The organism is Adlercreutzia sp. ZJ304 (assembly GCF_011039075.1).
Taxonomy (GTDB): Bacteria; Actinomycetota; Coriobacteriia; order Coriobacteriales; family Eggerthellaceae; genus Adlercreutzia_A.
Genome location: NZ_JAAKEG010000013.1, coordinates 1 through 13,701 on the forward strand (window position 1 = coordinate 1; position 13,701 = coordinate 13,701).

12 protein-coding genes are annotated in these 13,701 nt (G+C 45.6%); 6 read left to right on the forward strand and 6 right to left on the reverse strand.

Features of this window, described 5'->3' with window-relative positions; genetic code table 11:
- The first annotated feature begins 142 nt into the window (after positions 1 to 142).
- Positions 143 to 976 carry an EcsC family protein gene (locus G7Y46_RS07500; RefSeq protein WP_165253725.1) on the forward strand — a complete coding sequence of 278 codons (834 nt, stop codon included), beginning with the start codon at positions 143 to 145 and terminating at the stop codon, positions 974 to 976.
- Between the two features lie 38 nt (positions 977 to 1,014).
- Here G7Y46_RS07500 and G7Y46_RS07505 read toward each other — a convergent pair whose 3' ends face one another.
- Positions 1,015 to 1,281, reverse strand: coding sequence for a hypothetical protein (locus G7Y46_RS07505; protein WP_165253727.1), 267 nt, complete (start codon positions 1,279 to 1,281; stop codon positions 1,015 to 1,017).
- Between the two features lie 581 nt (positions 1,282 to 1,862).
- Here G7Y46_RS07505 and G7Y46_RS07510 point away from each other — a divergent pair.
- Positions 1,863 to 3,176 carry an AAA family ATPase gene (locus G7Y46_RS07510; protein ID WP_165253729.1) on the forward strand — a complete coding sequence of 438 codons (1,314 nt, stop codon included), beginning with the start codon at positions 1,863 to 1,865 and terminating at the stop codon, positions 3,174 to 3,176.
- Here G7Y46_RS07510 and G7Y46_RS07515 read toward each other — a convergent pair.
- From G7Y46_RS07515 to G7Y46_RS07525, 3 genes are all read right to left on the reverse strand, one after another.
- On the reverse strand, positions 3,173 to 4,327 hold the full coding sequence (locus G7Y46_RS07515) for an SLC13 family permease (protein WP_165253731.1): 1,155 nt from the start codon (positions 4,325 to 4,327) through the stop codon (positions 3,173 to 3,175). The genes G7Y46_RS07510 and G7Y46_RS07515 overlap by 4 nt on opposite strands.
- Positions 4,328 to 4,419: 92 nt before the next feature.
- On the reverse strand, positions 4,420 to 5,112 hold the full coding sequence (locus tag G7Y46_RS07520; RefSeq protein WP_165253733.1) for a hypothetical protein: 693 nt from the start codon (positions 5,110 to 5,112) through the stop codon (positions 4,420 to 4,422).
- A 284-nt stretch (positions 5,113 to 5,396) separates the two neighbouring features.
- A complete protein-coding gene (locus G7Y46_RS07525; RefSeq protein ID WP_165061584.1) occupies positions 5,397 to 5,873 on the reverse strand; it encodes a type II toxin-antitoxin system antitoxin SocA domain-containing protein in 477 nt (158 codons plus the stop codon).
- A 486-nt stretch (positions 5,874 to 6,359) separates the two neighbouring features.
- Here G7Y46_RS07525 and G7Y46_RS07530 point away from each other — a divergent pair, with 486 nt between their 5' ends.
- Genes G7Y46_RS07530 through G7Y46_RS07540 form a run of 3 tightly spaced genes read left to right on the forward strand, consistent with a single transcriptional unit; the run spans position 6,360 to position 9,935 of the window.
- The gene (locus G7Y46_RS07530) at positions 6,360 to 8,462 is read left to right on the forward strand and encodes a DUF4012 domain-containing protein (protein ID WP_165253735.1); all 2,103 of its coding nucleotides are present in this window, start codon (positions 6,360 to 6,362) and stop codon (positions 8,460 to 8,462) included.
- A 7-nt stretch (positions 8,463 to 8,469) separates the two neighbouring features.
- Entirely contained in the window at positions 8,470 to 9,351 is an 882-nt protein-coding gene (locus tag G7Y46_RS07535) for a decaprenyl-phosphate phosphoribosyltransferase (protein ID WP_165253737.1), read from the forward strand.
- A 17-nt stretch (positions 9,352 to 9,368) separates the two neighbouring features.
- Positions 9,369 to 9,935: a haloacid dehalogenase-like hydrolase gene (locus tag G7Y46_RS07540; protein WP_165253739.1), complete on the forward strand. Its 567-nt coding sequence runs from the start codon at positions 9,369 to 9,371 to the stop codon at positions 9,933 to 9,935.
- Here the strand turns inward: G7Y46_RS07540 and G7Y46_RS07545 are convergent.
- Positions 9,914 to 11,053, reverse strand: a complete 1,140-nt coding sequence (locus G7Y46_RS07545) for an MraY family glycosyltransferase (protein ID WP_165253741.1) — start codon at positions 11,051 to 11,053, stop codon at positions 9,914 to 9,916. The two genes, G7Y46_RS07540 and G7Y46_RS07545, sit on opposite strands and share 22 nt — an antisense overlap.
- A gap of 77 nt (positions 11,054 to 11,130) precedes the next feature.
- Positions 11,131 to 12,138: a glycosyltransferase gene (locus G7Y46_RS07550; RefSeq protein WP_165253743.1), complete on the reverse strand. Its 1,008-nt coding sequence runs from the start codon at positions 12,136 to 12,138 to the stop codon at positions 11,131 to 11,133.
- Between the two features lie 208 nt (positions 12,139 to 12,346).
- On the opposite strand from G7Y46_RS07550, the gene G7Y46_RS07555 reads away from it, so the two are divergent.
- The gene (locus tag G7Y46_RS07555; RefSeq protein WP_165253745.1) at positions 12,347 to 13,696 is read left to right on the forward strand and encodes an LCP family protein; all 1,350 of its coding nucleotides are present in this window, start codon (positions 12,347 to 12,349) and stop codon (positions 13,694 to 13,696) included.
- The last annotated feature ends 5 nt before the right edge of the window (positions 13,697 to 13,701 follow it).

The window sequence follows — 13,701 nt, forward strand, 5'->3', positions numbered from 1 at the left end:
AGGCATTGTGTGATTGTTGAATCACGGGAATTGAGACACCTAGATGCTAGCCCAGATTTTGGACTGAATAAACCATTTGTTCAGGTCGGAGCCTCTTTGTGTAACATCCCGATGGACATATCATCAGTTTTATGCGGAAGCGATGAAGGTTATCGCAAAGGGATTCGGCACCCTAGAAGAGCAAGCTGCAAAGTTCACTGTCAGTGAAAAGGACGTCATCAACAATATTAACAAGCAGTCTGATATAGAGATAGATTCATTGGAAGCTATTTGCTTAGCAAGAAGCTATGACATTGCAAAAGCTGTTAACACTGATCGTCTTCCTAATATTGGTTTTGCATTAGCGGAGGGTGGTGGAACTGGTGTATTTGGCTTTGCGGGAATTCCGTTTAATATAGTTCTCAGCACCTTCTGCTATTACCGAGCTGTTCAGTCTGTTGCAATGTTCTATGGATATGATATTAAGAATGACTCAGATGAATTAGCGCTGGCTTCTGAAGTTTTCACTACGGCACTATCGCCCACTTCTAATTCCTCAGAGATTGTTGGTGTTATCGGAAAGATTATGATGGTTACGGAGGGAGAGGTTGTTAAGCAGACGGTCAAAAAGGGCTGGACTGCAATGGCATCTCGTGGTGGGGTTAGTCTGCTTATTACTCAAATGAGAGCATTAGCTCACAAATCTGCTGTTACAGCTCTTAAGAAAGCAGGAGAAGAAGGGCTTGAAAATAGCATCTTCAGAAGTATCTTTGAGCAGATTGGGAAACAGCTAACCCAAAAGACTGTTCAAAGGGCTGTTCCTATTGTATCAGCCCTTATCGGGGCATTGTTTGATGCGGGAATGATGAATAAGGTTTTAGATTACGCTAATACGTTCTATCAGAAACGTTTCATTCTTGAAAAGAGTGATCGCCAAAAGGCGCTTCTAGAGAAGCTTGAATCTGAAGAAAAAGAACTAATAACAGTGGAAAATTAAAATCCTTATATAAAATATAAAGGAGAGTTCTTGTTAAGTTAGTTATCGTCTTCTGATAGATACCAACCATGCTCAGTGTGATAGGTTGAAAAGCTTTCATCATTCTTTTGTTTCGATCTACGTGCACCGATGATTTGATCTATACGTTCAAGGTCGTAATATGCCTTTTTTGAACCAGAACACATCTTTTGACGAACTTCTTCCCTGACGTCATTAAGTTCACTATCTGATCTCGAATGAAGATATAATCCTCCATAGCGTTTATCAGAGCCAATAAATCGAACTAGTAAATCAAGTAATCCCATAATGACCTTACCAAGAACAATGCAAATGCCCTATGTATATGAGTATTTCCGTTTTCTATTATATATTCTCACCGCGACATCACTGAGGGGAGTAATAGGAATTTAGAAATAGGTCCGACTCCGCAATGCTTAAATTGCTAAAACTGCTAAAACGGCTAAATCGTTACGAAGCAGAGTAGGTGCGATAAGCAAGTTGTGACCGTTCAAATATTTCTAGAGATGAATTCCAAAGACTCAAGCTGTCTTTTAGACATTCAAGAAACACCAGTTCAAAGACCATATTTGTCATGCAAATAGAAATCAACGATAATGCTCTTTGGAGTATCAAGCTGGTAAGTTAAATGGCAGGGCTAAGACAAGATAGACTCAGAACTCCGTTCTGTCACGTCGGAGGTCGCGAGTTCAAGTATCGTACATCCTGCCATAAAGCACTAGGTCAAAAGTCATTTTTGGCTCCTGTTTTTTTGCAAAAACGATGTGCCGCAGAAAATGGTTTTCTCGCGAAACACTGCATTTTGTTACAAAACGCTATAATGAATTCATGTATTTTGTCGCAAAACTAACCTTTAAAAGGATGCAAAATGCTCAAACGTAAGGTTTACCAGCAACTTATCGATTGGAAGTCAAGTCAGCAGCGAAAGCGCAAAGCGCTTCTAGTAACGGGAGCACGCCAGATCGGCAAGAGCTATATTATTCGCCACTTTGGTATGATGCAGTACAAGGCGCTAATTGAGATCAATCTGCTTGAAGACCGAGCCGCCCAACAATCGTTATCCCGCGCAACGGATACGCAGGATTTCATAAACCGTTTGATGCTTATTGCTCGTACCGAGCCTGTCGATGGCAGCACGCTTATATTCATCGACGAGATCCAAGAATCGCCCGATATCATGACATATGCGAAATTTCTAGTGGAAGACGGTCGCTTCGATTACGCATTCTCAGGATCTATGCTGGGAGCCGCGTTCAAGGGGGTTAGATCGTTTCCCGTCGGATTTGTTACCGAGATAGAGATGCGTCCGCTCGACTTCGAGGAATTCTGCTGGGCTACCCTTCCCACTACCTCGCCGCTCGATGCGACCCGTCAAGCCTTCTTGGACCAAAAGCCGCTGGAAAAATATATCCACGATACATTGATTGCCGCTTTCCGTTCGTATGTAATTGTGGGCGGGATGCCCGAGATCGTACAGCAGTTTGCAGATGTGGGAACATTGGAGCACATACGTCCGCTACAGCTCGAACTCAATCGCCAGTACGCCTATGACATCTCACGGTACGCCGGGCGCCGCGCCTTGCAAGTTCAGGCAATATTCGACGAATTGCCGGTGCAGCTTGAAGAGATGAATGTGAAGTTTGCCGTAACCTCGCTTGACAAAACCGCCCGCTATGATCGCTTCGAGCAGGACTTTATCTGGATTACCCGCGCGGGGGTTGGGCTGAAAGTCAATCGTGTAACCGAGCCGCGTCCGCCGCTTCGTCGCACGCAAAAAGCATCCAACTTCAAGCTTTACCAATCCGATACGGGCATGCTTGTCGCGCGCTTTTCGCAAAGCCTAGCACGTGCGATCTATGAGGATAGTCGCACCGTGAACATGGGAGGCGTGTTTGAGAATGTTATCGCGCAGGAGCTGGTGGCTGCGCAGTTCGAGCCGTACTACTTTATGTCACGCAAGGCAGGCGAGGTCGATTTCCTGATAGAGGGCGAGAATGGCATCGTTGCGCTTGAGGTGAAGTCAGGGCGCGACTACCTTACACACGCGTCATTGGCGAAAGCGATGCATGCGCCCGGATATGAGATCGACCGCGGAATCGTGTTGTGCCGATCGAACTTTGAGGTGCGCGACGGCATACTCTATGCTCCGTGGTATGCTTCGATCTGCTTCTCTCAACTCTAGCAGAAAGCAAGCAGCATCACGAAAAAGGCAGCGTTCATCAGCCCGAATAGACAAAGGAAGTGTCCCATCGTGGGCGCGTCGTCAGCGCGAAGGCGGGGAAACACCTTGCGCGCTAGGGAAAAATACCGTATAGCTATGAGGCTAGCTAGCGACCCTACGAACGTCCCGGCGCCGCCGATATTCACGCCCACGAGCAGCGGCTGCCATGCTTCCGTGAAATGGGACAGCACCACGGCTGCTGGGACGTTGCTTATCACCTGACTGGTGCAGGCAGAGACGAGCAAACCCCATCGATCCATCAGCGGACCGAGGAAATCACCCATGGTTGGCAAGCGCGACATATTCCCCGCGAAAGCGAAGAAGCACATGAATGTGGCTAGTAGCGCATAATCTACTTCGACCAAGGCCTTGCGGTCGGCAATGGCGAGTGCGCCTGCAATCACGACAACGGCTGCGGCTGTGGGCACGATGCGGAATACGGCCATCAGGGTGACGACAAAGAGGAACCCGTAGGCCGAAAGGCGCCGCCGGTCAATTGGCATTTGAGGGGAGAAAGGTTTTGTGGCTGGCGCTTGCAGCTCTTTCTTATTTAGGTTTCCTGTGGTTGTTTTGCCAGTTGCGAGCATAGTAGCGGCAATCACTCCAGCGAGTGAGAGCAGGAAAGGTGGAATCATTGTTGTTAGAAACTCGACCAACCCTAGATGGAAGTGCGAGTAGATGTAAAGGTTTTGCGGGTTACCGAACGGCGTCACCATTCCACACAGGTTGGCTGCTAGGGCTTGCAGCGCAAACACTGCGGGAACTAGCCGCGTCTGGTTGAGCTCTACCAACACTGACGCAGACAGCGGCAGCATAATAACTAGGGCAACGTCGTTGGTGAAAGCCATAGAAAACGCTGCCGTGGTGAGGACGATAGTAAGTGCTAGCGTCCGAGGGCTGCTCTGGCGGGCTATAGCCATACGCGCTATGCGATCGAATGTCCCAATACGGCGCAGCGCGTTTGCCATAGCTAGCACGCAGAACAAACACCCTATGGTCTTCCAGTCGAAATACCTAAGGTAAGCCTCGTCGGGCGGTACCACAAGCATGGACGTCAGCGCCGCCAACGCCGCAGCTGCTAGCATCCAATGCTCTCGAATGAAGTAGACCATGTTTGGGGTATGCCTCCGATTCGCCGTTTGCCTTCGATGGGTTCAGCGTGCTGTTTATTGGTGCATGCTTGTGCGCTCCGCGCCGGGACATTTTACATCTTCGGCATTGTTTCAATACAACTATCCAACCATCTAACAAATACAGAAATATCGGAATAGTAGTTAGGATAAGCTCGTCGCAAGTCTTCTAATGAACCAGCTCGGGCTAATAAATAAACTAGACCATCTTGTGCGCTGCTTTCTAGTTCGGTATATCTGGCAGCAGCATCATCTTCTTGATCACTTGGAAAAATCTCTAGGTTGATTTGCTGTACACCAACATCAACTGTAATTAGACAGCTATCTGATCTATTAATATCGCTCTTACTGTTATATACAACGTACATGGAATTCATAACTTCGCGTAATGAAGCAAGTATATTAAGCTTTTTATCTAGTTGTCTCAATTCATCTATAGATTCGTTTCTGTTGATAACAGCATCGTTCATAATTGTAGAAACAAGTTGGAAATAGCGTTTTTGCTCATTAGATCCGCTGCCGAATTTAAGATTAGCGTTGGATATCATGTCGTATATTTCGACGGCGGTTGCCCAATCGTGTTGAAGGAATGAACGAACCTGAACTTCTACATTAAGGTTTTCATAGCCGAAGGATTTGGCATCATGGCGACAGATCAGATGGATGCCGCGATAACCAGATGATTTTGGGTTAAGCATATAATCTTTGATGTCATAGTATTGTCCTGTTGCTTGAATTGCTTCAGAAATCTTGCGAACATCTGACAATAAGTCTGCAGCCAGCTATATCTCGAAGTGTGCTTAAAGTGAAGTTGTATCCAGGTCGGCGCAGTTTATTGATAATTGTGTCAATGCGCTTCATCCGACTAACCAATATAGTTGACTCATTTTGTCCGCAGACTTCTTCTAACATCGAAAGAGTTTTATGTAATGGTTCCATATGGGCAGCTCTCCAATGCCCGACCATTTGTAAAGTAGCATTCTTTTTGCGCTCAGAAAGAGAGCCGGCAGCTAGTGCCTCGCCAGCTCTTCTAATTTCTCTCTTGCTGTATCTACTCTTCATTTGGCTGGCATGCAATGGGATTTAGGCATATGGGCGATGTGTAGAAATCGAGCATTGCTTCTATTGTGATTTCATTATGGCATCGTTCATCAGGTTTATAACCTTTTCGCGCATTAGCCCAAGGCGCTTCTGAATGTGTCATCTCTCGAAGCTGTTCGCCAGAGTATCCTCCGAAGAGGTCAACTACTTTATCTGCCGCCAAACGTTGGGTGTTTGTCAGCGCGGATGTATGGTTCGACAGTATCAATTCTTCATGGCTAATCATATATTTGCCGGAGTGAACTCGAAATAAATCGGGAACAACGGGACCATTAGCCCATGCCTCTATACGGTTCTCAAATAGAGGAACTCCATTCATAATTAAGTATCGAACTTGCGTATAGTAAATTAATTTTTGGAGTTTCATGGTAGTGACATTACCGATTCGCTCTAAAATGTATGCAGCAACATCGATTACATTTGCCATGCTCACTCCTTTCTCTGTGTGAAAAAATATCTTACCTTTGTCAAATACTCCTACGCAATAGCCATTCAAAAAGAACTTGACAAACGCTATTAACGGTGCTTGACGTTTGATAATTGCAAGCTATTAGCCTGCTTGTCCACTTCATCTTGAATTTGGTTGCGGCAAAGAGGAATAGAAATGAAAAAAGACCTTGGAAGCGCGGGAGAGTTGTTTTCGCAATCGGTGTTTATTACGGGTAACTACAATGTAAAAGTTTCGGCTTTCTAATAGCTTCAAAACTATGTATGTCTTTCTCCTTTCGGTAAAGATAAAGACAATGGGTTAAAATAGGCATTACTCTGTCCGTTGGATTTTGGTAAATGGAAGTGCAAGATTTGAAGTGCTGGTCTTTCGCGCCTAAACTTGAAAGTTCAAGTCTCGCACATCCGCCACTGAATTGACTGTCAAGAGGTTTGCGCTTCTGGCATTTTGATAGTAGGAGTATTTATGTCAAATAACCCGCGTGCAAATCGCGATAATGCGAGACGTACAGCTACAGGTCGTCCTTATAGAGATTCATCTTCTACATCGCGTCCAAAGGTAAATTCCCGACCAGCCAGTTCCAGATCAACTAGTTCTAATGGGGCTGCGAATAGGACCACGAATAGGACCGCGAACAGGGCTGCTCAAAGTTCATCTGCACGCTATGGTCGCGTTGATGCGGCTAGCAGACAATCGCCCATTCGCACAAATCTGCGCTATGCCAACACTCGCGCAAATACTTACAATTCAAGTCGCATTCCGGAAATGCCTCCAAAAAAGCGCATGGGTAAAGGCAAGAAAATAGCCATTGTGGTGGTTGCCGTTGTACTTGTACTAGGGCTTTGCTGCGGTGGAGTTGCTTTTGCTGCGGCAGGTCAAGCAACCGAGCTGAAACAAAAAGCATCGCAGGCAATGACGGATATAAATTCTGTTATGGACAGCGTGAAAGCTCAGGAATATACGGCGGCTGTAAATTCTGCGATAGATGCTAAAAACACAGCTGACGATATTCAAGAGCAACTAAGCAATCCTATATGGAGCGCCGTTTCCATTCTTCCTGTGGTCGGCGAAGACATTCGTAATGTGCGCGTGGCTGTTAGTGCGTTGCAAATAGCCACAAACGATGCGCTTATTCCACTAACTTCCGCTTTGCAGGCAACACCGCTAAGTGCACTAATAGGCGCAGATGGCGCAATAAATATAGATGCTATGAATACGCTTCTCGATTCTGTGGAAGCAGCTGCGCCTTCAATGCAGAAATGTACAGATATGATAGAAGGGCTTCCCGATTTCCATTTGTCGCAAATACAGAATAGTTTTGGAGGGGCGAAAGAAAAAATTGCTCCGCTGAACGACAAGTTCCAGCAACTTAGTTCGCTGGCTCCAATTATAGGCATGCTGCTAGGTTCAGAAGGCGACCGTTCGTATATGATAGCCGCTCAGAATTCTGCAGAATTGCGTGCGGCTGGTGGTTTCCCCGGCTCTATTGGCTTTATGTCAATTAAAAACGGTCTTATTTCTATGGAAGATTTCACGAATGTATACGACGCGCTTCCAGAATCTGCTATGCCCGCAAATGCAAATATTACCGATGTAGAGCGCCGCTTGTTTGACGACGAGAAGAATCACCTTAAGCGCACAAACGACCTAGGTGCTATTCCCGACTTCGAGCGTGTGGCATCTATTTGGGCGCAAGTATATGCCGATCGCGGCGATCCGGTCGATGGCGTAATCTCGATAACTCCTAGCGTTGTCCAAGATGTGCTGGCAATATCGGGTGCTATTACGCTGTCTGACGGCACCATGCTAGACGGCACAAATGCAACGAAGGTGCTAGAACACGACCTTTATTGGAAATATCTGGGAACCGATGAAGAAGCGGCTAAAAATGCTGAATTGATTGACTTGCTCTTTGCGGAAGCCGCCGCAAAAGCCATGTCTAACCTTTTTGCAAACTTAGGATCGGGTGGTTTGACCGAACTTGCAAAAGTAATTTTTGCCGATATGGAAACACGCGAATTTATGGTTTGGTTAACCGACGAGGCTGAACAGGCACAACTTAGCGTGCTTAATTGTTCTGGCAGTATTGGTGGCAGTGTTCAAGCGCCAGAATTGGGGATATACACATCAATAATGACACCATCTAAACTTGGTTGGTATTTAGATATTGACACCGAACTTGCGTCTCCCGTAACAAACGCAGATGGTACCGTAACTTATTCAGCTACCACCACGGTAACAAATAGCCTAACTGAGCAAGAGTGCAAGAAAGGCAGCAACTACATCATAGGTCGCAATACTTATTATCCGTGGGCGGAAGGCGATATACATCCTTGGGTTTACTTTGTGGCTCCCAGTGGTGGCTCTATAACCGATTTGCAAGACGATGCCGGAGCAACCATCATTTCCGACACGTACAACGACGTGCAAGTAATAAGAGCCATATCTAAGCTAAATGTGGGCAAAAGCGCTACGTATACTTACAAAGTTACTATAGCGCCCGGTGCTGAAAGCGAGCTTTCTGTTACCGGCACGCCGCTTCTTACTGAATATAGATTAGCAGGGTAGATTTTTCGTGCGCGAATGGCTAAAACTACTTAGGGTAAAGCACTGGCTGAAGAATCTGCTGGTGCTTTTTCCTTTGTTGTTTTCGGGTCGTGCAGTACACCCAGACGCTTTAATACAGGGAATAGTTGCATTTCTCGCGTTTTGCTTTATGGCATCTGCAATATATGTTGTAAACGATATTCGCGATGCGGAAAACGATCGCGCACACCCTACAAAATGCTTACGCCCTATTGCAAGCGGGGCTATTAGTACAGCACCAGCAATAGTTGTGGCGTGCGTTTTTGCGGTGTTGGCTGTGGTGCTTTGCATTCCTTGTGCCCAGCAAACACCACTTGCAATTTTGTTTTTGATAGCATACGCAGTTTTGAATATAGCCTATAGCTTTGGGTGTAAAAATGTACCTATATTAGATATAGCTATGCTTTCAGTGGGCTTTCTGCTGCGTATTTTGTTCGGCAGCGCTTTTTGCGGCATCGAAGTATCGTCTTGGTTATTCCTTACAGTGTTGTCGCTTTCGGTATTTTTATCTTTAGGTAAACGCCGCGGCGAAATAGAGCGTTTTGGAACATCTGCGCGCGCCTCGCTTATGCGCTACGACAAATCGTTCCTAGATAAGAACATGTATGTTTATCTAGGGCTTGGTCTTGTGTTTTATTCATTGTGGACTTTTCAAGGAATGGATGTTGCTTATCTCGGATATAGTATTGGTCAATTGGCGCTTGTGGCTGGAATCCCGTTAGCAATGTTTGCATGCATGCGTTATAGCTTTTGCATAGAGCGCACCGCATCCGATGGCGACCCAATCGGTGTGGTTTTGGGTGACAAGCCACTTCTTGTGCTAATGATTTTATGGGTTGTTGTTATGATTATTGGCGTGTATATGCCATAGACGCGCAGGAGCGCAGAATGCAAGTATTCGACTTTGACGGAACTATATATGATGGCGATTCAACGGTAGATTTCTATAAGTTTGCGCTGCGGAAATGTCCAGCATGCGCCTTTGCGCTGCCCACTCAGGCAGCGGCGGCTACTTTATATATAGCAAAGCGCATATCGCTAGACCAATTTAAAGGGCGTTTCTACACATTTCTTCAGCGGATAGATAATACAGATGCGCTTGTTGCGCAATTTTGGGATTCTCATTGGCACAAAATAAAAAAGGAAGTAGTCAGCCTTATAAAGCCGGGAGATGTGGTTGCTTCGGCTTCACCAGAATTTTTGCTGCGCCCTGCCTGTAAGCGTTTAGGTGTGGGTCTTATAGCATCAAAGGTAGATTCAAATACGGGTAAATTATTAGGTCCTAATTGTCGCGACAAGCAAAAAGCACAGCGTCTTCGTGAAGCTGGGCTTGAAGGCAAAATAGAAGTTTTCTACACCGATTCTTCTGCAGATGAAGCATGTATTGCAATGTCTGATAGGGGAGTGCTTGTGTGCGGGCGCAAACTTAGCGACTATTCGCTTTCGTCTTCTTGAGAACCGTCTTCTATAGGCTTCATGGTGCGAGGGTTGTAGTGGTGCAACAGCACAGGGTCTAGTAAATGTAGCTTCATTATGAAGAAAATTGTAACTGCTGCAGCTAATACTATAACAGCCGCTCTGAAAAGTCCGTCTGTTTCTGCAATCATAATGCTGCATATAGCCAAAAGCGCTGTCCATCCCCACATTATTAATACTGTTTTCCGCTGACTAAAACCGGCGCTTAACAGTCTGTGGTGAATATGCCCGCGGTCGGGTGCATCTATTGGTTGATGCGCTCGTACTCGGCGAATTATTGCCATCGCCGTGTCTATAACAGGAACGCCCGCCGCCATTATGGGCACCATAAGCGATATGAACAGCGTTGAACGTGCAACAGCTAAAAGCGACACAATACCAAGAGTTAGCCCTAAAAGCAGGCTTCCAGAATCGCCCATGAAAATTGAAGCTGGGTTAAAGTTGTAGCGCAGAAACCCTATGCATACTCCAATTATTATGATTGCCAGTATTGCGGCATCTAGGCGGTGAGCCAGTACAGCAAACGTAAATATTGTGGCTGCCGATATTGCACTAATTCCTGAAGCCAGTCCGTCTAGACCGTCAATAAGATTAATAATATTGGCGAACGCCACTAAATAAAAGACGGTTATAGGGTAAGAAAACAACCCAAAATTTATGAATGCGCCTTCAATAAAAGGATTTTGTATATTCGACAGCAAAAGCCCCGACGCACTTACTAAGCATGCCGAAATAATTTGCCCAACTAGTTTCACCTTAGCCGATAGGTTTTTTATATCATCCACCAGACCAACTGCGAACATAAATATTACGCCGGCGCATAGCAGCCAGTAGTTAATATCGAATCCAAGATAGGAATAAAATGGGTCTATCCAGCCGAAAAACTCCGTACCTATTTTCAGCACCGCTATACTAACTATCATACCGATGAATATAGCTACGCCGCCCATGCGGGGAATGGGTTTAGTATTGATTCGTCGTTGGTCTGGATAATCTATCGCATTCGTTATGAAAGCGATGCGCTTAGCTAAAGGCGTGCATGCTATTGTGGCCGCGATAGCGACGGCAAGTAAAATGCCGCATTCCAGCCAATTCATCAGCTATGCCGTATTCCCTTCCTCAGCGCTTTTCGCACATGATTAAGACAGTAATGTTTAAGATTATACCCTTAGAGTTAGGCTTCTGTATGCGGGAGTGAACACACTTTGCTATATGGATGCCATTGTGCATCATGTTTTATCGCGCGCGAATCGCGCATGCCTCGGCGAAGTTCACGCAGACTGCTTCGTTTGTCAGCAGTACTGCCGCTGACAAACAAGCGAACTAGCTCTTTTGCGAGTGTATAAGCTGTACCTAGCTTAAAAAATAGCGGGTTGTATTGTCTGTACAATTTCAAGTAATTAGCCATATATCCGCGGTTTCTCATAATGTAATAACGCGACATATCAGATGCAGGGGTTAGCTTACGTGCGCTGCCTACGCGCATAGTTTGCATTGTGCGGGTGCGAATAAGGGTGTAATCGTTTATGAAAAGCATTTTTGTATACTGCGAAAGCACATATCCATAAATAGTGTCGTCGGCATATATAAAGAAGCGCGCATCGGGCAAACCAGCCTCTTCTACTGCGCGTCTGTGTACTAATCCACCTTCAAAACATAAGCAATTTATGGGTGTGCTTGGCTGGGATTGTACGCGTTTAGCACTAGCTAGTGGGTTTTGCATTCCAAATTTAGTAGAGAATTTGTATTGCCAGTAGAAAAACGAACTGTCGTAGTTGCGTCTAGCAGGTTGAAAAGCGCCTACGGTTTGGCTAATTGGAATGCCGTTTGCTAAATCGGTATCGGTTTTTAAGGTCCACTTCGCCAACTCTTCAATGGCGTTTGGTAAAACGGCTACATCGTCGTCCATAAGCCAAAACCACTTGTGCCCCATTTGGTAAGCCTCGGCTACTCCGCGAGAAAACCCACCTGCTCCACCGGTGTTGTTTTCCATAGCTACATAGCGCTCTACGTTAAACTGTGCGGCTATTGCCTCTGTTTCACTTGATTTTTCGTTATCTACCACCACTATGGCAGCAGGTCCTACTTCCAATTCGCGAATGCTTTGAAGAAGACCGCGCAAGAGTTCTTGCCGTTTATAGGTGGTTATGACTATTGCTATATCGGGGATGTATGCCTGCAAGGGTAATTCCTAGTCGGTTTGTTTTTTGTAATTGTAAACAATCATAATTGTAATGTCTGTTGCTTATGGCTGCACCTAAATCTGAAAAGTAATTCGGGGGCGTGGACGTTTTCGTAGTTTTTGCAAATAACCAGCTAATTACCTGCCATGGTCTATAATGGCATCTTAAAAATTCGCATCTTAAAATTAAAACAGGAGCAAATTGCTAATGTCTATTTATGGTTCGAATAACAATAACAGATCTAATCAACAGTATCAGATAAGGCAGGCAGCAGGGTCTGCTGGTCAATATGCCCGTGATGCGCAAGCGTATCATCAGGCATCGCGTATGGCGCATAGGGGCAAGCGTATTGCTATTGCTGTTGTGGCAGCTTTTCTTGTGGTTTTGTTGGGTGGAGGTACAGCTTTTGCGCTTTACATGAATCACATTAACAACCAGCTTACCCGCGGTGATAAAACAGATGAAGAACTGCTCAACATTGACGATGCGCTGGGATATGGCACATCGCTGGATAAGCCATTTAATATGTTGCTAATCGGCTCTGATAGTCGCGAAGGGAATTCCAGTATGGGCTCACGTAGCGATACTAATATCGTTGTGCGTGTCGATCCGGAAAATAAGCAACTTACAATGGTTTCTATTCCGCGCGATACGAAAATTGAACTTAAAGGTCATGGTACTCAAAAATTTAACGCTGCTTATGCCTTTGGTGGCGCGGCTGCATGTATAGATGCCGCAGAAAAGCTGCTTGATATAGAAATATCTCATTATGCTGAAGTGAACTTCAAGAATATGGCTGGGCTGGTGGATGCGGTTGGTGGTATTACCGTAGAAAATGAATCGCGCATTGATAACCATAAATGCGACGATGGCGATGGCAAGCACTACATCATAGAAAAAGGCACGCAGCACCTAAACGGGGGCGAAGCTCTTACATTTGCCCGTAACCGCGATTATCCCGATGGCGATTTCACACGTCAAAAGCATCAGCGTGCAGTAATTCAGGCTGTTATTGATGAAGTGCTAAAGACTTCAATTACTGGTATTCCCGGCGTTATAGATGCGGCATCAAAGTGCGTTACAACCGATTTGGATGTTTTAGATGTTATTGGGCTTGCGCAGATGTTTGCCGAATCCGGAGACATTACTATTTATTCAGCTATGCTTCCGTCCTACACGCAGACCATCAATGGCATTTCTTTTGTTATAAACGATGCTGAAAAGACGAAAGAAATGATGAAAATTGTCAACGAAGGCGGCGATCCGAGCGAAGTAGTGTCCACTATGACCGCCTCTGACACAACTTCTTCCGATTTAGACACTTCGAAGGTGCTTTTGTTTGAAGACGATGATGAAGTAGCTTCAGGCAAGATGAAAAAGAACACAAAGAACAACGCGTCTAATAGCACTTCTAAGAGCTCTAACGGTGGTTCAGCAAGCACCTCAGCAGGTTCTGGTACCGCTTCAGAAACCAGTTCCGGTAGTGGCGGCAACAATACCACCACTACCGATACTTCCACCGGTTCAGGTTCTAATGCGTCAGAATCGGCAGAATAGTTAAT